Annotated in this window: 17 protein-coding genes and 2 pseudogenes; 8 read left to right on the forward strand and 11 right to left on the reverse strand. The window is 68.6% G+C overall.

What is annotated here, in order from left to right; genetic code table 11:
- The first annotated feature begins 45 nt into the window (after nt 1–45).
- Nucleotides 46–3,645: a chromosome segregation protein SMC gene (smc, locus tag LCL61_RS14435; protein ID WP_340687294.1), complete on the forward strand. Its 3,600-nt coding sequence runs from the start codon at nt 46–48 to the stop codon at nt 3,643–3,645.
- Nucleotides 3,646–3,790: 145 nt separating this feature from the next.
- Here smc and LCL61_RS14440 read toward each other — a convergent pair whose 3' ends face one another.
- On the reverse strand, nt 3,791–5,374 hold the full coding sequence (locus tag LCL61_RS14440; protein WP_340687295.1) for a sodium:solute symporter: 1,584 nt from the start codon (nt 5,372–5,374) through the stop codon (nt 3,791–3,793).
- A gap of 9 nt (nt 5,375–5,383) precedes the next feature.
- On the reverse strand, nt 5,384–6,601 hold the full coding sequence (locus LCL61_RS14445) for an anhydro-N-acetylmuramic acid kinase (protein ID WP_340687296.1): 1,218 nt from the start codon (nt 6,599–6,601) through the stop codon (nt 5,384–5,386).
- 152 nt (nt 6,602–6,753) lie between these two features.
- Here LCL61_RS14445 and ftsY point away from each other — a divergent pair, with 152 nt between their 5' ends.
- A complete protein-coding gene (gene ftsY / locus LCL61_RS14450; RefSeq protein WP_340687297.1) occupies nt 6,754–8,064 on the forward strand; it encodes a signal recognition particle-docking protein FtsY in 1,311 nt (436 codons plus the stop codon).
- Between the two features lie 80 nt (nt 8,065–8,144).
- Here the strand turns inward: ftsY and LCL61_RS14455 are convergent, their stop codons facing one another.
- Nucleotides 8,145–9,641 (reverse strand): MFS transporter, encoded by a 1,497-nt coding sequence (locus LCL61_RS14455; RefSeq protein ID WP_340687298.1) that lies wholly within the window; start codon nt 9,639–9,641, stop codon nt 8,145–8,147.
- Nucleotides 9,642–9,748: 107 nt separating this feature from the next.
- Between LCL61_RS14455 and LCL61_RS14460 the strand changes: the two genes are divergently transcribed.
- Nucleotides 9,749–10,480, forward strand: coding sequence for a TetR/AcrR family transcriptional regulator (locus tag LCL61_RS14460; protein WP_340687299.1), 732 nt, complete (start codon nt 9,749–9,751; stop codon nt 10,478–10,480).
- On the opposite strand, the gene LCL61_RS14465 is transcribed toward LCL61_RS14460, so the two are convergent.
- On the reverse strand, nt 10,470–11,246 hold the full coding sequence (locus LCL61_RS14465) for an IclR family transcriptional regulator (protein WP_125673234.1): 777 nt from the start codon (nt 11,244–11,246) through the stop codon (nt 10,470–10,472). The genes LCL61_RS14460 and LCL61_RS14465 overlap by 11 nt on opposite strands.
- 103 nt (nt 11,247–11,349) lie before the next feature.
- Here LCL61_RS14465 and aceB point away from each other — a divergent pair, with 103 nt between their 5' ends.
- Nucleotides 11,350–12,927 carry a malate synthase A gene (gene aceB, locus LCL61_RS14470; protein ID WP_340687300.1) on the forward strand — a complete coding sequence of 526 codons (1,578 nt, stop codon included), beginning with the start codon at nt 11,350–11,352 and terminating at the stop codon, nt 12,925–12,927.
- Nucleotides 12,928–12,931: 4 nt separating this feature from the next.
- Nucleotides 12,932–14,128 carry a DUF6986 family protein gene (locus LCL61_RS14475; RefSeq protein WP_340687301.1) on the forward strand — a complete coding sequence of 399 codons (1,197 nt, stop codon included), beginning with the start codon at nt 12,932–12,934 and terminating at the stop codon, nt 14,126–14,128.
- A 64-nt stretch (nt 14,129–14,192) separates the two neighbouring features.
- Here the strand turns inward: LCL61_RS14475 and LCL61_RS14480 are convergent, their stop codons facing one another.
- Nucleotides 14,193–14,537 carry a hypothetical protein gene (locus LCL61_RS14480; RefSeq protein ID WP_340687302.1) on the reverse strand — a complete coding sequence of 115 codons (345 nt, stop codon included), beginning with the start codon at nt 14,535–14,537 and terminating at the stop codon, nt 14,193–14,195.
- Between the two features lie 369 nt (nt 14,538–14,906).
- Between LCL61_RS14480 and LCL61_RS14485 the strand changes: the two genes are divergently transcribed.
- A complete protein-coding gene (locus LCL61_RS14485) occupies nt 14,907–15,152 on the forward strand; it encodes a hypothetical protein (RefSeq protein WP_340687303.1) in 246 nt (81 codons plus the stop codon).
- A gap of 1 nt (nt 15,153) precedes the next feature.
- Here LCL61_RS14485 and LCL61_RS14490 read toward each other — a convergent pair.
- A pseudogene (locus tag LCL61_RS14490) lies at nt 15,154–15,573 on the reverse strand (ABC transporter ATP-binding protein); the annotation flags it as partial.
- 2 nt (nt 15,574–15,575) lie between these two features.
- On the opposite strand from LCL61_RS14490, the pseudogene LCL61_RS14495 reads away from it, so the two are divergent.
- Nucleotides 15,576–15,702: pseudogene (locus LCL61_RS14495) on the forward strand (ATP-binding cassette domain-containing protein); the annotation flags it as partial.
- Nucleotides 15,703–16,527: 825 nt separating this feature from the next.
- Here LCL61_RS14495 and LCL61_RS14500 read toward each other — a convergent pair.
- Nucleotides 16,528–17,781 (reverse strand): HNH endonuclease signature motif containing protein, encoded by a 1,254-nt coding sequence (locus tag LCL61_RS14500; RefSeq protein ID WP_340687304.1) that lies wholly within the window; start codon nt 17,779–17,781, stop codon nt 16,528–16,530.
- A gap of 244 nt (nt 17,782–18,025) precedes the next feature.
- The gene (locus LCL61_RS14505) at nt 18,026–18,511 is read right to left on the reverse strand and encodes a GNAT family N-acetyltransferase (protein WP_340687305.1); all 486 of its coding nucleotides are present in this window, start codon (nt 18,509–18,511) and stop codon (nt 18,026–18,028) included.
- A gap of 63 nt (nt 18,512–18,574) precedes the next feature.
- Here LCL61_RS14505 and LCL61_RS14510 point away from each other — a divergent pair, with 63 nt between their 5' ends.
- Nucleotides 18,575–19,186, forward strand: a complete 612-nt coding sequence (locus tag LCL61_RS14510) for a hypothetical protein (protein ID WP_340687306.1) — start codon at nt 18,575–18,577, stop codon at nt 19,184–19,186.
- Nucleotides 19,187–19,194: 8 nt separating this feature from the next.
- On the opposite strand, the gene LCL61_RS14515 is transcribed toward LCL61_RS14510, so the two are convergent.
- The 3 genes from LCL61_RS14515 to LCL61_RS14525 are packed head-to-tail and all read right to left on the reverse strand — an operon-like array spanning nt 19,195 to nt 21,739.
- Nucleotides 19,195–19,797: a DsbA family protein gene (locus LCL61_RS14515; RefSeq protein WP_340687307.1), complete on the reverse strand. Its 603-nt coding sequence runs from the start codon at nt 19,795–19,797 to the stop codon at nt 19,195–19,197.
- Between the two features lie 36 nt (nt 19,798–19,833).
- Nucleotides 19,834–20,316 carry a MarR family winged helix-turn-helix transcriptional regulator gene (locus LCL61_RS14520; RefSeq protein WP_340687308.1) on the reverse strand — a complete coding sequence of 161 codons (483 nt, stop codon included), beginning with the start codon at nt 20,314–20,316 and terminating at the stop codon, nt 19,834–19,836.
- Nucleotide 20,317: 1 nt separating this feature from the next.
- Nucleotides 20,318–21,739, reverse strand: coding sequence for a PucR family transcriptional regulator (locus tag LCL61_RS14525; RefSeq protein ID WP_340687309.1), 1,422 nt, complete (start codon nt 21,737–21,739; stop codon nt 20,318–20,320).
- Nucleotides 21,740–21,775: the final 36 nt, after the last annotated feature.

Genomic DNA, 21,775 nt, shown 5'->3' on the forward strand with positions numbered 1-21,775 from the left:
GCCGATTGAAAGACCGGTTCCCGCAGCCAGAGGGGTCAGCACGACGTGCACCTGAAGAGCCTGACGCTCAAGGGCTTCAAGTCCTTCGCCTCGGCGACGACGTTGCGTTTCGAGCCGGGCATCACCTGTGTGGTCGGGCCGAACGGCTCCGGCAAGTCGAACGTCCTCGACGCGCTCCGCTGGGTCATGGGCACCCAGGGCGCGAAGGACCTGCGCGGCGGCAAGATGGAGGACGTCATCTTCGCCGGGACCGCCGGCCGTGCCCCGCTCGGGCGCGCCGAGGTCACCCTCACCATCGACAACGCCGACGGCGCGCTGCCCATCGAGTACTCCGAGGTCTCGATCACCCGCCGGATGTTCCGTGACGGCGCGAGCGAGTACGAAATCAATGGCGACCGCTGCCGCCTGATGGACGTGCAGGAACTGCTGTCCGACTCCGGTATCGGCCGTGAGATGCACGTCATCGTCGGGCAGGGGCAGCTTTCGGCGATCCTCGAATCGAAACCCGAGGAGCGCCGCGCCTTCATCGAAGAGGCCGCCGGCGTCCTCAAGCACCGCAAGCGCAAGGAACAGACCCTGCGCAAGCTCGCGAACATGCAGGGCAATCTCGACCGCCTCGGCGACCTCACCACCGAGCTCCGCCGTCAGCTCAAACCACTGGGCAAGCAGGCCGAGATCGCCCGCAAGGCGCAGTGGGTGCAGTCCGAACTGCGCGACGCGCGGCTGCGGCTGTTCGCCCACGACCTGGTCACCCAGCGCGAAGGCATCGCCAAGGAAGAGGCGGACGAGCGTGTCGCGCGTCAGCGGCGCTCCGAGGTCGAGCAGGCGCTGGAGATCGTCGCCGCCGAGGAGGCCGAGCTCGAAGCGTCGCTGGCCGAGGACGCGCCGAAGCTGGCCGCCGCACAGGAGACTTGGTACAAGCTTTCCGCCTTGACCGAGCGGTTGCGGGGCACCGTGCGGCTCGCGCTGGAGCGTCAGCGGCACCTGTCGTCCGACGTGCAGCAGGCGAGCACCGGCCGCGACCCCGACGAGCTGCTCGCCGAGGCCGAGCAGGTCGCCGAACGGGAGCAGGAGCTGAACGAGGCCGTCGCCGAGGCCCGGATGGTGCTTTCGGAGACCGTCCAGCGGCGCGAGCAGCTCGAACATCTCGTCCAGGCCGCCGAGCGCGCGCATATGGCCGCCGTCCGCGCGATCGCCGACCGACGGGAAGGTCTCGCGAAGCTGTCGGGTCAGGTCGAGGCGCTGCGCAGCAAGAACGGCGCCACGTCCGACGAGATCGACCGGCTCACCGTGTCGCTCGAAGAGGCGGCCGAGCGGGCGGAGATCGCCGTCGAGGAGCTCGAAGAGGCCAAGGCCGCCGGTGGTGTCGAGGAATCCGACGACTCCGACCTGCAAGCCCATCACGACCGCGCGGTGGAGGCCAACAACGCCGCCAAGGCGCGGGTCGAGGAGCTGGTCAAGGCCGAGCGGGCCGCCGAACGTGAGATCGCGTCGGAGAAGGCCCGCGTCGAGGCGTTGTCGATGGGCCTGCGGCGCAAGGACGGTGCCGGGGCGCTGCTCGGCGCGCAGCACGAACTGCCGGGCCTGCTCGGTTCGGTCGCCGCGCTGCTCACCGTCGAAGCCGGCCACGAGGTCGCGCTGGCCGCGGCACTCGGCCCGGTCGCCGACGCGGTCGCGGTCAACGGTGGCGAAGACGCACTCACCGCGCTGAAGTTCTTGAAGGACAACGACTCCGGGCGCGCGGGGATCCTGCTCGGCGGCCTGGAGTCCACTGTGGACACGAGCGGCTGGCCTTCGCTTCCCGAAGGCGCGCGCTGGGCGCGTGAAGTGGTCACCGCGCCGCCCGCGTTGCGGTCCGCCGTCGAGCACGCGCTCGACCGGGTGGCCATTGTGGACGGTCTGGAGTCGGCGCGCCGTCTCGTCGAGGTGTATCCCGAAGTCAGCACGGTCACGCCCGAAGGCGACGTTTTCGGCGCGCGCTGGGCGGTCGGCGGGTCCGCCCGCAGCGAAAGCGTCATCGAGGTGCAGGCCGCGGTCGACGAGGCGAGCGATCGGCTGAGCGCCGCCGAGCGCGCGCTGGAACGCACCGCCGCGGAACTCGAAGGCGCCCGCGCCGGACAGGCCGCCCGGCGCGAAGAGGTCGGCCGGGCCAAGGAAGCGCTCGGCGACGCGAAGGTCCGCAAGGCGCGCTCGTCCGAGCGGCTGAACCGGATGCAGCAGGCCGCGCGTGCCGCGCAGGCCGAAATGGACCGGCTGAGCAACCAGCGCGCCAAGGTCGAGCAGAGCCGTGAAGAGGCGCTGCGGCAGCTCGCCGAACTCGAAGAGCGGCTGGCCGCCGTCGCCGACCAGGAAGTCGACGAGGATCCGGACACCGCCGAGCGCGATCAGGCCGCCGAAGACCTCGGCACGGTCCGCCAGGAGGAGATGGAATCCCGGCTCGCGCTGCGCACCGCCGAGGAGCGCGCGCGGAGCATCCAGGGCAAGGCCGAATCGCTCCGCCGGGCCGCGCACGCCGAGCGGCAGGCGCGCGAACGCGCCGAAAAGTCCAGGGCCGCGCGGAAACGCGGCGCCGAGATCGCCAACGCGGTGGTCAACGGCGGCGAGATCGCGCTGGAGCGTATCGAGGTCTCCGTGCAGCGCGCCGCCCACGAACGGGACGAGGCGCAGGCGCAGCGGCAGTCGCGGGAGACCGCGCTGACCCAGGTCCGCAGCAAGGTCCGCGAGCTGACCGGTGAACTCGAGAAGCTCACCGACGCAGTCCACCGTGACGAGGTGCTGCGTGCCGAGCAGCGGCTGCGGCTGGAACAGCTCGAAACCAAGATCGCCGAAGACTTCGGCATCGGCCTCGAGGACCTCGTCACCGAGTACGGCCCGGACGTTCCCGTGCCGCCGAGCGCGGGGGAGATGGCCGAGTACGAGGCCGCCAAGGAGCGCGGCGAGGACGTCACCCCGCCGCCGCCCATGCCGTTCGACCGCGACACCCAGGCCCGCCGGGCGAAGCGCGCGGAGAAGGACCTGAGCCTGTTGGGCAAGGTCAACCCGCTGGCGCTGGAGGAGTTCGCGGCGCTGGAGGAGCGGTACAAGTTCCTCTCGACCCAGCTCGAAGACCTCAAGGACACCCGTAAGGACCTCGAAGCCGTCATCAAGCAGGTCGACGAAAAGATCCTCGAGGTCTTCGCGTCGGCGTACGAGGATGTCGCGCGCGAGTTCGAGACGGTGTTCAGCGTGCTGTTCCCGGGTGGCGAGGGGCGCATGGTGCTCACGCAGCCCAACGACCTGCTCTCCACCGGCGTCGATGTCGAGGCGCGCCCGCCGGGCAAGAAGGTCAAGCGGCTCTCGCTGCTCTCCGGTGGCGAGAAGTCGCTCGTCGCCGTCGGCATGCTGGTGGCGATCTTCCGCGCCCGGCCTTCGCCCTTCTACGTCATGGACGAGGTCGAGGCCGCGCTCGACGACACCAACATGCGGCGGCTGATCGGGCTGCTGGAGCAGCTGCGGGACTCGTCGCAGCTGATCATCATCACCCACCAGAAGCCGACCATGGAGATCGCCGACGCGCTGTACGGCGTTTCGATGCAGGGCGACGGCATCACGAAGGTGATCTCGCAGCGGCTGCGTACCTCCGAAGAGGACCCGGTTCCCGCTTAGCGCGTGCTATGAAAGGCCCCTTCATTGCAAAATTTGCAATGAAGGGGCCTTNCGCTCTTCCGATCTCCCGCTTAGCGCGTGCTATGAAAGGCCCCTTCATTGCAAAATTTGCAATGAAGGGGCCTTTCATGTCGTCCGGGACCGGCTAAACCGGCGTCGACTCCTTCACGTCCGGCTCGGCCAACGGATCCACGCTCCCGTGCCGCAGCGACAGCAACCCGCCCACCACGAGCGTGATCACCACACCGCACAGCGTGTACCACGGCCACGCCAGTGCCACGGTGTTCCCGGACGCCTTGCTGAAGTCGACGCCGATCAGGCTGCCGTCCGGTTTGTTGAACTTGACGCCCAGGATGAGGAAGGCCATCACGATCACCGTCGACACGAACGCCACGATCGCGTCCGCCTGCCTCGCCCGCTTGAACAGCAGGCCCAGGAGGAACGCGCCGAGCAGCGCGCCGTAGGTGTACCCGGTGATGCCGAGCGCCTGCACCACGATCGGATCGGCCGAGGTCTTGTTGGAGGAGGCGAAGAACCCCGCGCACAGGATCAGCGCGCCCGCCCAGACGATCGTCCAGATCCGGCCGTGCTTCAGCCGGTCGGCTTCCGGGAGTTCCCGGCCTATCACCCGTTCGTAGACGTCGGTCACCGTCGACGACGCCAGCGCGCCGAGCGACGAACTCAGTGCGGCGGCGAGGATCCCCGCGATCACGAACCCGGACAGGCCGCTCGGCAGGTCGTTCACGATGAAGTTCGCGAACAGTTCGTCCTTGTTGGCCAGCCCGAGGCCTTCCGGCTTCGGCTTGGTCGGGGCGAGACCGTTGTACAGCGCCCACAGCAGCACACCGATGAACAGGAACAGCGCGAACTGCAGGAACACCACGAAACCGCTGGCCACCAAGGCCTTCCGCGCGGCGCGCAGATCGTTGGTGGCCTGGAGACGCTGCACGATCAGCTGATCCGAACCGTGCGACGCCATCGAGAGCACCGCGCCGCCGATCAGCGCGGTGAAGAACGCGTACTGTCCGGTGAGCATGTTCGAGGAGAAGTCGAAGATCTGGAACTTGTTCGCGTCGACGGCCTTGCCGAACCAGCCGTCCGGCAGCCTGCCGGAGATCGCCCAGATCACCACGACCGCGCCGAGGACGTACCAGAGCATCTGGATCGCGTCGACCCAGACGACCGCGCGGACCCCGCCGAAGAAGCTGTAGAGCACCATCGCGATACCGAGTCCGACGACGATGGTCCAGTACGAGACGTTCAGGCCGTAGGCCGCCATCACCACCTTGATCGGGATCGCGGTGGCGAACAGCCGGATGCCGTCGGCCAGCGTGCGGGTGAGCAGGAAGGTCACCGACGCGGTGCCCTGCAGCCCGCTGCCGAAGCGCTTGCCGAGGAAGGCGTAGGCGGTGACCAGATTGCCCGCCACGTACCGCGGCAACAGCACCATCGACACCACGATCCGGCCCGCGATGTACCCGATCGCCAGTGCCAGGTACGTCATCCCGCCGTCGCCGGGGGTGGCGATGTAGGCCACGGTCGGCACGGAGAGCACGGTGAGGGTGGACGTCTCCGCGGAGACCACCGAGAGGCAGGCCACCCACCAGGAGATCTTGCCTTCGCCGACGAAGTAGTCGGAGCCGGATTTCTGTTTGCCGCCGATCCAGACGCCCAGCAAGGGCATGCCGACCAGAAAAAGCCCGATGATCGCGAGGTCAAGTGCGCGCATCCGTATCTCCTATCGCTCGCCGGTCTTCGCCGCTACCCGTAACCGGGTCACGGTTGAGCTGTGCGGCGCGGGAAGCCGCAGGGGACCCGCGCCCGGGGTGATGCTGCCGAGCAGCCGGTCGCCGCGGGCGCCGGTCGCCGACGGGAGATTCCCCGGGACGCCGGACCAGGTCAGCCAGCCGAGGAGAATGGTCAGGTATGCCTCTTTGCCCGCGCGGGGCAGCCCGTGGTCGTCGCTGGTCTTCAGCGCCGTATCCGGCAGGTTCCTGGCGAGCGCGGCCATCAGCGCCGGGTTGTCGGCGCCGCCGCCGGAGACGATCACCGTGGCGATGGAGTGGCGACGGCATTCCGCGGCGATGGTCACGGCGGTCAGTTCGGTCAGTGTCGCGAGGAGGTCCTCCGCGCCGATCGGCGGGAGCCCGTCGAGCGCCTTGTCGAGATACGTGGCGTGGAACAGTTCCTTGCCGGTGGACTTCGGCGGCGCGGCCGCGTAGTAGGGCTCGAGCAGGAGCTTCGCCAGCAGGTCGGGCCGCACGGTTCCGCGCAGGGCGAGCGCACCGTCGATGTCGGCACGACGGCCGGTGGCGCGGTGCGCGGCGATGTCCATCAAGGCGTTGCCGGGGCCCGTGTCGTAGGCGAGGACGGCCCCGGCAGTGCCGTTTTCGGGGACCACCGTGATGTTCGCGATCCCGCCGATGTTCAGCGCCGCGACCGGGCCGGAAGCGGCCATTTCCCGTAACCACAACGCGTCCAGCGTGCTGGCGAGCGGCGCGCCGTGCCCGCCGGCGGCGACGTCCCGGACGCGCAGGTCGGCCACCACCGGCAGTCCGGTGCGTTCGGCGATCCACGCGGGGTTCCCCAGTTGCAGCGTGCCGCGCGCGATGCCGTCCTCGACCCAGTGGAACACCGTCTGGCCCAGCGAGGCGACGACGTCCGCCGCGCCACCGGCCAGCTCCTCGACCCCGAGTGCGGCCGCCTCGGCGAAGGCCTGGCCCACCAGGGTGTCGAGTTTCGTGAGCTGCCCGGCGTCGCAGGGATTCGGCGGCAGGGCGGCGAGCAAGGCCTCGCGGAGCTCTTCGGGATAAGGGACTTCCAGTCGGCCGAGCGGGGAGAGCACCACGGTGTCCCCGTCGGCGCGCAGTTCGGCGGCCGCCACGTCGATCCCGTCGATCGAGGTGCCGGAGATGAGCCCGATGATCCGGACCCCAGTGCCGGAAGAAACCGTCATTCGGAGTGGTCTAGCCGTCTGTCCGGAGATCGCGCAAGCCAGGCCGTTTCTTCTTGTCCGAAATGAGTCCTATCCAGTGGATGCTTGACAAGATCGGCTTCCTACCCGTGGGGCGTCTGAGCGCGACGGGATGCGGATGCGAGGATGGCGCCGTGTCGAGTAGCCCCTGGTTCTGGATCGTTGTCGTTGCCGTCGTGGTCCTGGTCGCCGTCCTGGTGTCCGGATTGCTCATCGCGCGCCGCCGCCGGATCAGCCTGGACGAGTCCAAGGCTGCCGACGCCGTCGAGAAGCCGAAGGGCGGCGGTTACGCCGCGACCGGCGGGATCGCTCTCGCCCCCGGCGGCGAGAAGACCGAGGAACCGGAACACCCGGTCGAGGATCGCCCGGAGACCGACGGGCAGCCCGCCGTCGGGGACGACGCGGCGGTGCCGAGGGATTCCGCGCAGCGCACGGTGCGGGACGTCGAACTTCCCGAACCGACCGAGGATGTGGCGCCCGCCCCCGCCTCCGCCTCCGCCGAGGAGATCGCCCCGGCGACCGGCCGCCTGGAGCGGCTGCGCGGCAGGCTGGGCAAGTCCCGTTCGGTGTTCGGGCAGAGCCTGCTCGGCCTGCTGGGCGCCGGTGACCTGGACGAGGACTCCTGGCAGGACGTCGAAGACACGCTGCTCATGGCGGACCTGGGGGCCGCGACGACCACTGAGATCGTCGAGCGCCTTCGTGACGAGCTGAAGCGCCGCGCGGTGCGGACCTCCGAGGAGGCGCGCGCGGTGTTGCAGGAGGTCCTGACCGCCGCCCTGTCGACCGACGCGGTCCGGGCCGTCCGCGCGCTGCCGCACACCGTCGACGGGGTGAAGCAGCCCGCCGTGGTGCTGGTCGCCGGGGTCAACGGCACCGGCAAGACCACCACCACCGGCAAACTCGCCCGGGTGCTCGTCGCGCAGGGGAGCACCGTGGTGCTCGGCGCGGCCGACACCTTCCGCGCCGCCGCGGCGGACCAGCTCCAGACGTGGGCCGAGCGGGTCGGCGCGGAGGTCGTACGCGGCAAGGAAGGCGCGGACCCGGCGGCGGTCGCCTTCGACGCCGTCAAACGCGGCACCGAGGCGGGCGTGGACGCGGTCCTGGTCGACACGGCAGGCCGTCTGCACACCAAGACCGGCCTGATGGACGAGCTGGGCAAGGTCAAGCGAGTCGTCGAGAAGCAGGCGAAGGTCGACGAGGTGCTGCTGGTGCTCGACGCCACCACCGGGCAGAACGGGCTGATGCAGGCTCGCGTGTTCTCGGAGGTCATCGACGTCACCGGCATCGTCCTGACCAAACTGGACGGCACCGCGAAGGGCGGCATCGTCTTCCAGGTGCAGCGCGAACTCGGGGTGCCGGTCAAGCTGGTCGGTCTTGGTGAAGGACCGGACGATCTGGCTCCGTTCGAGCCGGGCGCGTTCGTCGAGGCTCTGCTCAGCAGCTAGCGGACTGCAATGAAAGGCCCCTTCATTGCAAATTTGCCATGAAGGGGCCTTTCATATCACTTGTCAGGTCATATCACTTGTCAGGCCGTGACTGGGACGTTCTCGCCGGCCGGAACCGGTGCGGTCTTCTTGTCCCGCATCACCAGGAAAGCGACCACCGCCGCGGCCAGTACGCCCACCGCGCTCACCAGGAACGTGGTCGACATCGCCGAGGTGAACGACTCGCGGGCCGCGGTGATGAGGCCGCCGTCACCGGTCGCGAAGGCGTCACCGATCGAAAGCCGTGCCTGCGCCGGGGCGGACTCGGGCATGTTCGCGGTGAACAGGCCCGACACGACGCTGCCCAGGATCGCGATGCCGAGCGCGGCGCCCAGCTGCTGGATGGTGTCGTTGAGCGCGGAGCCGACACCGGCCTGCTCTTCCGGCACCTCGCCCATCAGTGCCGCGATCGCCGCCGGCATCGCCAGCCCGCCGCCGGCACCGAGCAGGAACAGCGCGATCGCGGGCAGCAGGAAACCTTCGCTCGCCGACATCGTCGCGAGCAGTCCGAAGCCGCCGGCCATCACGGTCATCCCGACCGTGGCCAGTGCGCGGTTGCCGATCTTCTGGCCCAGTGTGGCGCCGAGGGTGTTGAACAGCAGCGACGCGACGGCCATCGGGATGAACGCGAGACCCGCCTCGGTCGGGGTGTAGCCGAGCACGAACTGCAGGTACTGGGTCAGAAGCAGCAGCAGCCCGCCGTTGCCGATCTGCACCAGCGTGAGCGACAGGCTGCCGCCGCTGAAGTTACGCTTGCGGAACAGCTTGAGCGGGACCATCGGCGACGGCGTGTGCCGCTCCCAGAACACGAAACCGGTCAGGCACACCACCGCGACCGCCAGCGGGATCAAGGTGCCGGCTTCGGCGAGGCCGTGCTTGGGCAGTTCGATGATCGTCCAGACCAGCGCGACCATGCCGGCCGCGGACAGGATCGCGCCGAGCGGGTCGGGCTTCTGCCACGGGCCCTCGGACTCCGGCATCAGGGTGAGCGCGGCGAGCACGGCGATGACGACGATCGGCACGTTGATCAGGAATACCGCGCCCCACCAGAACCACGCGATCAGCACACCGCCCAGCACCGGGCCGCCGATCAGGCCGATCATCGCGACCGCGCTCCAGGCCGCCATCGCCTTGCGGCGTTCTTCGTCGTCGAAGACGGTGATCAGGATCGACAGGGTGCTCGGCATGATCAGCGCGCCGCCGACGCCCATCACCGCGCGGGACACGATCAGTTCGAGCGGATTCGCGGCGAACGCCGCGACGAGTGAGGCCACTCCGAACAGGAGGAGACCGATGAGCATCACCTTCCGGCGCCCGAACCGGTCCCCGAGGCTTCCCGACGTGAGCAGCAGGCCGGCGAACACGAGGATGTAGGAGTCCAGGATCCACTGCGTGTCCTGGGCGCTGGCCCCGAGATCTTCGGCCAGCGGCGGGACGGCGACCGTCAGCACCATGTTGTCGACGACCAGTACGAGCGTGCTCAGGCACAGCACGATCAGGATCCACCAGCGGCGTGGATCGCGGACGGGTTCGTTCATCGGGATACCCCCAGTAGTGTTTGCGTACGTTGTTCGACTGATGCGCACACTGTACGCAAGATGAAACGGTGTACGCAAGGGGGTACCTCGTGCGCTAAGGTGGGGGCATGTCGATCGAGGAGCAGCCGATCCAGTCGGTATGGACCCGTCCTCGCCGGAAGCGGGACCAACCGGCGTTGAGCCAGGCGCAGATCGTGGCCGAGGCCGTCCGGCTCCTGGACGTCGAAGGTGTCGACGCGCTGAGCATGCGCAGGCTCGGCACCGCGCTGAACGCGGGCGCGACGTCGCTCTACCGGCATGTGGCGAACCGAGACGAGCTGATCGAACTGGTCGTCGACGAGGTCTACGGCGAGATCACCGTGCCGGACGGCGACGATCCGGCAGGGTGGCGTGAAGCGGCCGTCGTGGGAGCGGAAAGCGTCCGCGCGATGATCCTGCGGCACCCGTGGGTCGCTTCACTGCTCGGCTCGGTCGGCCTGTCGTACCTGGGGCCGAACGTCATGCGGCTCAACGAGCGGCTGCTGGGCGTCTTCGTGGGCGCGGGCTTCCCTGGTGACGAGGCCGATCAGGCGATCAGCGCGGTCATCTCCTACGTCATCGGCATGGGGACGACCGAGGCGGCCTGGCTCACGACGGTCGCCAAGAGCGGCCGGAGCGAAAGTGACTGGGCGGAGCGGTTGCGACCCGCCGTCGAGGAGGCGGTGCAGGGGCATCCGCATCAGCGGGAAATGCTCGCCAGGGCCGCCGCCGAAACCGATCCGGTGCGGCTCCGTGACGAGAAGTTCCGCTACGGGCTGGACCGGATGCTCGACGGTTTGGAGGCCAGGCTCAAACGGTGACCCCGTCCTGCGAAAGGGTCGAACCGAGCGAGTTCGCGATCCGCTGGACGACGGGCGCGATCCGCTCGACGGCTTCCATCGTGAGCCGTCCCGAAGGCCCGGACACCGAGACGGCCGCCGGCACCGGCGCGCCCGGCACCGCGACGGCGACGCAACGGACGCCCAGCTCCTGCTCCGCTTCGTCGAGCGCGTAACCCTGCTGGGCGATTTTCGCCAGCTCGCGCAGGAGCGCGTCCTGGTCGGTGAAGGTGTGCTCGGTGTAGGAGGGCATGCCCGTCCTGGCGAGCAGCGCCGTGACGTCGTCGGACGGCAGATGCGCCAGCATCGCCTTCCCCACGCCGGTGCCGTGCGGCAGGAGACGCCGCCCGACCTCGGTGAACATCCGCATCGAGTGCTTCGAGGGCACCTGGGCGACGTACACGACCTCGTCGCGTTCCAGGACGGCGAGGTTCGCGGTCTCGCCGACCTCGTCGACCAGTTCCGCGAGCAGCGGCCGCGCCCACGAGCCGAACTGCATGCTGGCGTTCTCGCCCAGCCGGATGAGGCGGGCGCCCAGCGCGTACCGGCGGTTGGTGTTCTGCCGGACGTAACCCAGGTCCACCAGTGTCCTGATCAGCCGGTGGATGGTCGGCATCGGCAACCCGGACAGGGTCGCCAGCTCCGAAAGACTGGCCTCCCCGCCGGTGTCCGCGAGATGCTCGAGGAGCTCGAAGGCCCGCTGAAGGGACTGGACGCCGCCATCGCGCCCGTTCTTCTCCGCTGCCACCGTGGTACTCCTTACGTCGGCGTTGATGTTCCGCTATGCAGAAACTATAGTCCGTCATGTAAAACCGTAGGGACGTTATTTATCCGAACTCGGGGTGTTACTCATGTCTGAAGCTCAGGTGCTCGGCGATCCGGTCGAGCGCGGGGACGAAATCCTCACGCCGGAGGCCCTCGCCTTCCTCGCCGGCCTGCACGAGGCCTTCGCCGCCCGCCGCGACGAGCTGCTGCAGGCCAGGAGCAAGCGCCGCGAGGAGGCCAGGACCACCGGCAAACTCGACTTCCTGCCCGAGACCAAGGAGATCCGCGAGGGCGACTGGAAGGTCGCCGAGGCCCCGCCCGCGCTGCGCGACCGCCGCGTCGAGATCACCGGCCCTACCGACCGCAAGATGACCATCAACGCGCTGAACTCCGGCGCCAAGGTCTGGCTCGCCGACCTCGAGGACGCCAACACGCCGCACTGGGCGAACGTCGTCTCGGGTCAGGTCAACCTGTACGACGCGGTCCGCGAGACCATCACGCTGGAAAGCGGCGGCAAGAGCTACGCCCTGCGTGACGACGTCGAGCACGCGACCATCGTCGTCCGCCCGCGCGGCTGGCACCTCGACGAGCGTGGCCTGTCCTTCGGCGGGCGCCAGGCCGTGGGCGCGCTGGTCGACTTCGGCCTGCACTTCTTCCACAACGCGCAGGAACTGCTCAACCGCGGCAAGGGCCCGTACTTCTACCTGCCGAAGATGGAGAGCCACCTCGAAGCCCGGCTCTGGAACGACGTCTTCACCCACGCGGAGAAGGCGCTCGGCATCGAGCACGGCACCGTCCGCGCGACCGTGCTGATCGAGACCATCCCGGCCGCGTTCGAGATGGAGGAAATCCTCTACGAACTGCGCGAGCACGCCTCCGGCCTCAACGCCGGCCGCTGGGACTACCTGTTCAGCGTCATCAAGTACTTCCGCGACGCGGGCGAGAAGTTCGTCCTGCCGGACCGCAACTCGGTCACCATGACCGCGCCGTTCATGCGCGCGTACACCGAGCTGCTGGTGCGCACCTGCCACAAGCGCGGCGCGTTCGCGATCGGCGGCATGGCCGCGTTCATCCCGAACCGCAAGGACCCGGAGGTCACCGCCGCGGCGCTCGACAAGGTCCGCGCCGACAAGAGTCGTGAGGCCGGCGACGGCTTCGACGGCTCCTGGGTCGCGCACCCCGGCATGGTGGACATCTGCCGCGAGGAGTTCGACAAGGTCCTCGGCGACAAGCCGAACCAGCTCGACCGCACCCGCGACGAGGTGTCCGTCACCGCCGATCAGCTGCTCGACGCGGCTTCTACGCCGGGCAGCGCCACCGCGGCCGGGCTGCGTGCCGCCGTCGACGTCGGCATCCGCTACATCGCCTCCTGGCTGGGCGGCAACGGCGCGGCGGCCATCCACAACCTGATGGAGGACGCCGCCACCGCGGAGATCTCGCGTTCGCAGGTGTGGCAGTGGGTGCGCAACGGCACGCAGCTCGACACCGGCGACAAGGTCACCGAGGAGCTGGTGCGCGGCGTGCTGGCCGAGGTCCGCGGCGAGCTCGCCGCCGAGATCAAGCCGGAGCTGCTGGAGCCCGCAGTCGAGCTGTTCGAGCAGGTCGCGCTCGCCGACGAGTTCCCGGACTTCCTGACCCTGCCCGCCTACGAACGGATCAAGTAGACAGATGGGGAACGGGCGGCTCACCGAGGACGTTTACACCGCCGCTGACGCGCGTCTGGCAGAAGCCGACGCGCGCGTCGTGGCCAAGTACCCCGGCGAGCCGCCCGGCCGCCAGCCCGTGCACACCGTGTACGTGCCCGCGTCGCGGTACAAGACGCGGCTCGTGGCGGACTGGGGCAAGCAGGCGCTGCGGGTCTTCGGTGAGCACGCCGATCAGCTGGGCCTGGACGCGGACATCGCCGACCGGGTCCGGACCAAACTGCTGACCGAGCCGATCGAGGATCTGCGGATCGACTTCGAGGACGGCCTCGGCAGGCCGGGCGACGACGAAGAGGACGCCATCGCGCTCGCCGCCGGACGGACTCTCGCCGTCACGGGCGGCACACCGTTCGTCGGCATCCGGTTCAAGAGCTTCGAGCGGGCGACCCGCCGTCGCGGCATCCGCACGCTCGATCTCTTCCTGGCCGGGTTGCTGGAAAGCGGTCCGCTGCCGGATGGTTTCGTCGTCACGCTGCCGAAGGTGACCGCCGTCGAACAGGTCGAAGTGGCGGCGGATGTCCTGGAGCGTCTCGAATCCGCGTACGGGCTGCCCGAGGGCGCGCTGCGGTTCGAAGTCCAGATCGAGACCGCCCAGTCCATTGTGGACATTGACGGGACGGTGGCGGTCCCGCGGATCATCGAAGCCGCGCGCGGCCGGTGTTCGGGTCTGCACTACGGAACCTACGACTACAGCGCCGGGCTCGGGATCGGCGCCGAGTACCAGAGCATGGAACATCCGGCTGCGGACTTCGCCAAGGAGCTCATGCAGGTTTCGGCCGCGGGCACCGGCGTCCGGCTTTCGGACGGCTCGACGAACAAGCTGCCCGTCGGCGACGCGATCCTCCCGGCCTGGCGCGAACATCTGCGGCTGGTGCGGCGATCCTTCGAACGCGGCTTCTATCAGGGCTGGGATCTGCACCCGCACCAGCTGCCGACCCGGTTCGCCGCCACGTACGCGTTCTTCCGCGAGGGTTTCCCGGCGGCGCTGGGCCGATTGCGGGACTACGCGGACCAGACCGGGCGCGGGGTGCTCGACGAACCGGCGACCGCTCAGGCCTTGGCGAGTTTCTTGGTGCGCGGGCTGGATTGCGGGGCCGTGGACGTGGGGGAGCTTTCGTTCTCCCGGGCGGAGTTGGACGGCTACGCGCGACGGACGGTGTGAGGAGCGGCTGAGCGAGCGCCTTTCGTGGCAGGCGTTCGCTAAGCCGCTCCTCGCCCGGGCGGCGTCAGACGGATGAACCGCGGCCGGGCGTCTCCTTCGGGTGCGCGGACTTCGCGACGAGCACCAGCATGGCGAGCTGGGCTGCGATCGTTCCCGCCGTCGCCCACACCGGAAAGGCGGCCGGAACCACCTGCAACGTGAGCGCCGGGCCGAGTACGGCTCCGAGCACCAACAACGTGTTCAGGATCGTCGCGAGGAGCCGGCGGGTTTCGGTGGCGGGCACCGCCGCTTCGGCCTTCAGCTCGGTCGTTTCGATCCTGATCCTGGCGAGCGGGGTCGGTGTCTCGTCCCAGCCCGGTACTGCTTCCACGGGCGCGGTCTCTCCCGGGCCCTCGATTTCGGCAGCCATGCGCATGCCCTTTCCGACCCAGTCAGGCGAGCCGGGATTGGCGCGTCAAGCTGGGGACCACTTTCTTCCGGAGGCGACTCCCCAGCTGCCTCCGTTTCCCCTCACATCTGCGGCTCGCGAGCTTCCTCCCAGCTCGCGCGCCGCGTTCCTCCTGTCAGGCCGACGAAGTGAGTGGTCGCACTTGCCGTCCGTCGCATGGGACGGATGTCGGTCTGGCCCGGCCCCGGAGGGCCGAGACCCACTGTAGGACCGCCCTGAGGTAAGTCGCAACCCATCTCACACATTTTTACTGTGGAAAATGTGGTTAAAGCGCACCTTCTGTGTCAGCATGGGGCGGCGGCCCTTACGGTCGCAGGGAAGGGAGCGGGTATGCCATCGGTCGAGGAGACCGCGACCGGCCGCCCCGCGGTGGTCGATCGCGTCAATGTCGCGCTGATCGCCGAGGCGGTCGACGCGCTGGGCAAACTGCAGGAGCGCACCGGGTTGAAGAAGGTTGACCTGGTCAACCGCGCGCTGCTGGTCTACGAGTTCGTCGACGCGGAACTCCGCGCGGGCAAGCAGGTCGTGCTGCGGGACCCGGACGGCCAGGATCAACTGGTCAAGATCTTTCTCTGAATCAGCCGTGATAGGTCGCGAGTACTTCGTCGAGTGAGCCGCGCGCCCGGATCCGTCCTTCGTCCATCCAAAGGGCGGTGGTGCACAGTTCGCGCAGTAGTTCGTCGGAGTGGGAGGCGAACACCAGCAGTCCGGAGCGGCGGGCGAGGTCGACCAGGCGTTCGCGGGCCTTGGTGAGGAACGCGGCGTCGATCGCGCCGAGCCCCTCGTCGAGGATGAGGATCTCCGGGTCGATGGTGGTGACCACGCCGAGCGCGAGCCGCACCCGCATGCCCGCGGGGTAGGTGCGCAAGGGCAGGTGAAGGTAGTCACCGAGTTCGGTGAACTCCGCGATGTCGTCGACCCGTTTCGCCATCTGCTTGCGGCTCATGCCGAGGAACAGGCCTCGGATCAGGATGTTCTCGTGGCCGGAGACCTCGGGATTTGGCCGGGCACAACGGCGCCGGGAAGTCCACGCTCCTGCGGTTACTGTCTGGCATCTACGATGCCGACCAGAGGCAGCGCACGGGTGGTCGGCCGGATCGCGCCGGTGTTCGACCTCGGCGTGGGGCCAGGCCGACGCGATCGCCCTCGCTCAGGGAGAGGGAGATGTCCCGCAACGCCTCGAAGATCGGGAAATCGACGTAGGGGCCGCCGCCACCGGCTACAAGTCCGGGCTGTGGGTTCCAGTGGATGATGTGGCTCATCGGCGGCGGGTCCTGATGGCTCAGGGTTATGAACGCGTGTATGTCGAGAATGATTACTGGGATGGTCCAGTGTCGGGCGTGGCCGACGTGGTTGGTGTGCCCTGTTACTTTCAGAGCGCGTACTTCGCGGCGCGGATGAGACCGATTCGGGCGAGTTCCTGATCTGGCCTATCACCCGCTCCGCGCTCGAGGCGGAGATCGAGCATTATCTGATCTTCGCGGAGTTGCTGGGCAACGGCCAGGTCGGTCCCCATTCTGGTAGTCCACCGAAGAATGTTCGGTACGGCGAACTCGAGGAGGTTTTGGCGCCGCTGCGCCGAGTTCCGCGGAGTGTCGCGGCCGGCTTGTCAGACTTCTTCACGATTCCGCGCCACTGTTTGAGCTTGGGGAAACGCCGCGCGAGTAGGCTGGTGTCCGCCGCCTGCCCGGGAGTCAGGACGAACGCCACCGCGCGGCCACGCCCAGCACAGGCGCACGATCCGCCGAACGACCCGACCCGCTGCCTTCGCCGACAGGGACAACGGCCGATTACCGACCACACGTCATCCGGGATCGCATCCCGCGACATCACTGGGACCCGCCCACGAGTCGCCAAAACACATTGAGCCACAAGGCCTAGCTCGGTCCTGTGGTTCCAGTGGGCATGCCGAGGGGCCCGTCGCCGGTGTGGCCGACGGGCTTCTCGGTGGTCAGCGGTGGTGGAGGGTGTTGCGCCGGGGTTGTCGGAGCGGATCCCGGTATTGGGGTGGGATGAATTCCGGTAGCCCGTCGGCGGCCATGTGGACTTCCCAGTCGCCGTGGTGGATCAGCCGGTGATGAAAACCGCACAGCAGCACCAGATTCCGGGAATTCGTGGGGCCACCGTCTGCCCAATGGTGACTGTGATGAGCGTGGCAGTGCTTCGGTTTCCGATGACAGCCGGGGAACGCACAGCCACCATCGCGGATGTTCAACGCACGCCTCTGGCCCGGGGTGACGAATCGTCGTAGCCGCCCCACGTCGAGGGGTTCGCCCGCGGCGCTCATCACGACCGGCAGCATCAGGCAGTCGCAGGCGGCGAGGCGGGCTTCGCGGGCGGTCATCGTCCCGACGAAATCCAGGCACGCGGTGCCGAGGCCGGTTTTGAGTTCGTCGAGCCCGATGGTGACATTGACGAGGGTGCGGTAGCCGCTGGTGCCGGGCTGGTCGGGGCACGCGATGGCCAGGTCGAGGAGGTCGACCCAGGCGTCGCCCATGCGCTCGCATTTCATTCGCAGATCGGCTTGGCCGAACTCGTCCACTGGCCGTGGCTGGGCGTAGGCTTCCAGCGCGGCGGCGGTGCGGGCACCGGTCTCGTCGTCCAGGAGACCGGTGAGTTTCCAGAATCCGTCTTTGCGGCGCTCCAGGGTGATTTCCCGGCGCGGCTCCTTCGGTTCAGGATCCTTCGGCTCGGTGCCGTCCTGGTCCAGCAACGCCAGGAGGTTCGCTTCAGCTTCCGCCAACTGGCGAGGACCGGCATCGCGGGCAAGATTGGCGAGAATCTTCTCGGCGCTGGCGCGGTCCTCGGAGGAGGTCTCGGCGGGGAGCTTCTTCAAGATCTCCAGGATCTGCTCGATCCGCTCGTCACCGACCAAGCCTTCGGCGGCGACAGCGGCAGTAGCCGGTGCCACGGCGGGAACCTCGGTGCCGTCCAACGTACGCGTGGGATTCAGTGCGATGGCCCGGTTCACCACCGAACGTGCTTCGCCGAGCGACAACCCCGCCACATCCGCGAACCAACCAGCCGTACGGCCATAGCCGTACAAGTCCTTGACGCCCCGAGACTCGATCTCCGCCAGGAATTGCCCCAACCCGGCGGTAGCCATCCTGATCACCCGCAGGGACTGTTGCGCGCCGTGGGCAAGCTCCAGCTTGCCGGCGCGCCACAGTTCCTGCGGCAACTCGGGAAGGAAGGTCTCGGACACCTCTCAACAATACCGCAAAATAGTCGAACACGTGTTCGTAATTTTAAGTCACCGCGAACGAGTGCATTTACCACTGAAGGGTGATCCGCTCGTTGTGGTGTGAACACGCTGAGGCAATGAAACCGGAGGCTCATTTCCCGGGCTTCCCATCGTCAACGCGCCTGCGGTGCCCGTAAGGTCGATTACGTAAGGGTGATGTGGTGGCCCGAAACCCCGCCGCAATTGGTCACCTGATTGCGAAGGTTCAGGCAACCGTCTTCACATAACGCCGGCAAGGCACCGAAACCATCCCCTCCGGACCGGTGACCCGATTGTCGAACTCTCCATTGTCAACCCACCCGCACCGTTCGTAAAACCGCCGCGCCCGCGCGTTCCCCGGTGCCACCGCGAGCCAAGCGCGTGAATGCCCGTCTGCGCTCACCAGCCGTTCGGCTTCCGAGAGCAGCACGCCGGCCACGCCGCTTCCGCGATGATCCGAAGAAACGTAGACCTGTTCGACCTCATCGCCGACGACCATCACGAAACCCGCCACCTCGCCGTCCAGTACGGCGACTGTCGTGTCGCCGACGCGCTCCGCGGCTCGCTCCCAGAACGACTCGCGGGTGCGGATACGGACGAGCGAGTCGGGCACGTTGCCGAGATGGCCGTCCTGCCAGCCGTGGAACCAGATTTTCGCGATGGCACCTGCGTCCGCGGACGTCGCCGCCCGGACCACTGTGGAGGTAGGCATGACGCCAGCTTAAGTGGCGAGAGCCGACTTTGTGGTGTGCCCGGAATCGGGCAGTATCGGCTTATGGGAATCAGCCGTGGCATCGACCCCTTGGACCCCGACGCGGCGGCCGGTCCACTGCTCTTCCTCGAAGTGGACCTCGGCCCGGTGCCTACGCTGGAGGACTATCAGCGGAACGTTACCGCGCTGCTGATCCTGGCGGGCCACGCCAGTTTGCTCCCGCCCGTCGGGTCGCGATGGCTCGATCCCTCGGCGCGGGTTCTGCCGAGGTCTCCTGGAATCGTCCGGACCACCATGGCCAGTCCGTGGGTGAGCGTGTTGTCGGGGCTCGCCGAGCGTTCGGCGCCGGTCGCCTATGGCGCGGCAGCCCTGTACGGGTTGCACCGGCTGCTGGAGATGGTGATGACCTGGCAGCGTCATCGGCTGGAGATCGAGGAGGGAGAGGTGCGCCTGGAGCAGCTTCGGGGGCAACTGCGGGACACTGGCGTTCAGTTGCGCCAAGAGTTCGATCCGCGACTGGTGGCGCCCGGCGAAGACCGGGGCGAGCCGGGTCGGCAGGACGAACTGGCGGAGCGGGCAGCGAACCCGCCCGCCGAGGTCGTGCGGGCGGCCGACCAGATCGGCACGATCATCGGCGCGGAAATGATCGATCCGGGCGATCCTCGCGCCGGATAGAACGCAGCTCAGGAAACCAGCGAGCCGATCCGCCGCTCCACCTCGTCCGCGCTCGCGTTTCCGGAGACCAGCGTGACGACCCGTTCTCCATCGTCGGCGAGCAGGGTGGGGTATCCGGTGACACCCAATTCCCGCGCCCGCCGGAAGTCGTCCGCGGCGGAAACCCGGTCCAGCGCGGCCTCGACGGCGTCCCCGTCCAGGCCTGCCCGCTGCGCGACCACGCGATAGGTCGAGACCTCGGACAGGCTCAGCCCGTCGAGGTAGAAGGCCTCCTGCAGCAGCGCCGCGAGCCGTACCGCGCGGTCCGGCTCGACCTCGCGCAACGCCGCCATCCCGCAGGCGGCGGCTTCGGAGTCCATGACGAACTCCCCGTCCGCGATGAGCCGTTCGTAGCTCTCCCCGAACGGCACGCCGGTCCGGCGGGTGATCTCGGCGTTGGCTCCTTGGACGTAGCCGAACCGCCGGATCGGGACCCGGCGCCCGCCGAGGAACAGGCCGCCGGACACCACTTCGACCGGCAGGTCCGGATGCCGGTCCGCGACGTCGGCCATGGTGCGGGCGAACCCGTACGACCAGCCGCAGTACGCGTCGAAGACGTAGATGAGCTTCATGACGGGACTCAACGATGTCTGACTGGTCAGATATTCCTACCGGAGTTTGGGGAGTGCGTCACGGGCCGAGTGGCTCAGCGTCCGGAGGTCCTGCGCGAACCGTTCACGGTGGTCGGCGGGCAGCGGGTCGAGGAAGAGCCGCTGGATGTTCTCGACGTGCACCCGCGCGGCCCGCACGGTCGTCTCCTCGCCTTGCGCGGTCAGCCTGACGAGTTGCACGCGGCGGTCGTCGGGGGCGCTGGAACGGACGACAAGGCCGAGGGTGGTCATCCGGTCGACCAGCCTGGTCGCGCCGCCGGTGGTCAGCACCTGCTCCTGCGCGATCGCGCGCATGCTCATCCCGGCTTCACCCGACCTGCCGACGATGAGCAGGACCTCGAACATCAGGTGCGAGATCCCACATTCGGTCTCCAGCGCGCGGCCGAGCAGGTATTCGAGCCGGTTCGCGGCGCCCATCATCCGGCCGAAAGCGACCACGCGCGGGTCGTAGGCGGCTTCTTTCGCCGTGGTGATGCCCATTTCAGCTCCCTGCCGACAAGGCCAAATAGACGTCGAGCTGTTCGGTGAACTCGGTCAGGTCGGTGCCGAGCAGTTCGCTCGCGCGCCCGATCCGGTAGCGCAAGGTGTTGACGTGGACGTGCAGCGCCCGGGCGGCTCGCGTCGGCGAGCCGGAGCATTCGAGGAAGACGCGCACGGTGTGCACCAGATCGGTGCCCTGTTCTGCGTCGTAGTTCAGCAGCGGTCCCAGCACTCGTCGCCGCAACGCCGCCCGCAGATCGTCGGGAGCGCCCGCCAGCAGGAGCCGGTGCATGCCGATCTCGCCGCCGGGGACGACTTCGATCGTGCCGGGCCGTTCCGCCGCCGCGGCCAGCGCATAATGCGCGACCTCTTTCGCGCCCCGCAGCACGGAGACCGGGGAACGGTCGCTGACGCCGATCAGCACCCGGCGGCACGGCAACAAGGATTCCACTCCGGTCAGTGTGTCGGTCACCGTGGCGGGCCAGTCCTCCGGCCATTCGCCGTCGTCCTCGGCCAGCGCCCAGGTGGTTTCGCCGGCGGGGCCGACGAGCGCGCCCGGCGGCATGAGTTCGGTCAGGATGCCGCGCGCCGCTTCGGAGCCCTCGGTGCGCGCGACGACGACCCGGAGATCGCCGCGCAGCCCGGTCGCGGTCAGCGCCGCGTGCGGATCGCTTCCCTCGTCGAGCGCGGCGAGCAAAGGTTCGAGCACCCTGTCGGTGACGGCGCGGACCTCGTCCGCCCGCGTGCGCGCGAGCCCGATCAGCCCGGCGAGTTCCTCGGCGATCTCCGCCTGTGCGGCGGTCAGCCTGCCGCCGATCGCGAGCAGCCACGGCAGCGCGTGCCTGCCGCCGACCGGCCGGAGCGAGACGTCGTCGGCTTCCAGGGAACGCCCGCCCGCGGCGACGAACCGGCGCACGAGATCCGACGGCGTGCCGACGGGCACCACCCAGCAGGGCAGGCCGATCTCGCCGCGCGCTCGCTCCAGGAGGGCCTCGACCGACGAGTCTTCCGTGGCCGCTGAAAGCAAACGTTTGCGAGCGCCTTCCGCGGCCGCGGCCAGTGCCAGGACGACGCGTTCGGTGACGACCGAGAACGACAGGTCCGCCGGCACCTCGAGCAACGGGATCCCCTGTCGCGTACAGGCTTCGACGAGGTCTTCGGGAATCCCGTCGGAGTCGGCTCCGGACGCCGCCAGAGCCGCCGCCCCGGCCTTCGCGAGCGCCGCGACGAACGCCTCCGAATCACCCGGCCCGCGCCACCACAGCAACCCGCTCAGGACGAGTTCGCCCGCAGACACGTACCGCCCGGGATCGGACAGTTCCGTGACGTAGATCCGGGACACCGGACGGTCGAGCAAGGCCGTCCCGGCACGTACGCGCAAGCGCAGCCCGGGCAGCGCGAGCAGAGTTTTCACGGTCGTCATCAGGTTTGTAGGAAAGCACAAAACGACCCGGTCGTG

It is taken from the genome of Amycolatopsis coloradensis (assembly GCF_037997115.1).
GTDB classification, from domain to species: Bacteria; Actinomycetota; Actinomycetes; order Mycobacteriales; family Pseudonocardiaceae; genus Amycolatopsis; species Amycolatopsis coloradensis_A.

Bases quoted from the DNA above. Each gene is read 5' to 3' on its own strand.
- LCL61_RS14510 (WP_340687306.1), top strand. From the start codon at position 18,575: ATGGGAATCAGCCGTGGCATCGACCCCTTGGACCCCGACGCGGCGGCC.
- LCL61_RS14440 (WP_340687295.1), bottom strand. From the start codon at position 5,374: ATGCGCGCACTTGACCTCGCGATCATCGGGCTTTTTCTGGTCGGCATG.
- LCL61_RS14475 (WP_340687301.1), top strand. From the start codon at position 12,932: ATGGGGAACGGGCGGCTCACCGAGGACGTTTACACCGCCGCTGACGCG.
- LCL61_RS14480 (WP_340687302.1), bottom strand. From the start codon at position 14,537: ATGGCTGCCGAAATCGAGGGCCCGGGAGAGACCGCGCCCGTGGAAGCA.
- LCL61_RS14445 (WP_340687296.1), bottom strand. From the start codon at position 6,601: ATGACGGTTTCTTCCGGCACTGGGGTCCGGATCATCGGGCTCATCTCC.
- LCL61_RS14485 (WP_340687303.1), top strand. From the start codon at position 14,907: ATGCCATCGGTCGAGGAGACCGCGACCGGCCGCCCCGCGGTGGTCGAT.
- LCL61_RS14460 (WP_340687299.1), top strand. From the start codon at position 9,749: ATGTCGATCGAGGAGCAGCCGATCCAGTCGGTATGGACCCGTCCTCGC.
- LCL61_RS14520 (WP_340687308.1), bottom strand. From the start codon at position 20,316: ATGGGCATCACCACGGCGAAAGAAGCCGCCTACGACCCGCGCGTGGTC.
- aceB (WP_340687300.1), top strand. From the start codon at position 11,350: ATGTCTGAAGCTCAGGTGCTCGGCGATCCGGTCGAGCGCGGGGACGAA.
- LCL61_RS14515 (WP_340687307.1), bottom strand. From the start codon at position 19,797: ATGAAGCTCATCTACGTCTTCGACGCGTACTGCGGCTGGTCGTACGGG.
- LCL61_RS14525 (WP_340687309.1), bottom strand. From the start codon at position 21,739: ATGACGACCGTGAAAACTCTGCTCGCGCTGCCCGGGCTGCGCTTGCGC.
- LCL61_RS14455 (WP_340687298.1), bottom strand. From the start codon at position 9,641: ATGAACGAACCCGTCCGCGATCCACGCCGCTGGTGGATCCTGATCGTG.
- LCL61_RS14505 (WP_340687305.1), bottom strand. From the start codon at position 18,511: ATGCCTACCTCCACAGTGGTCCGGGCGGCGACGTCCGCGGACGCAGGT.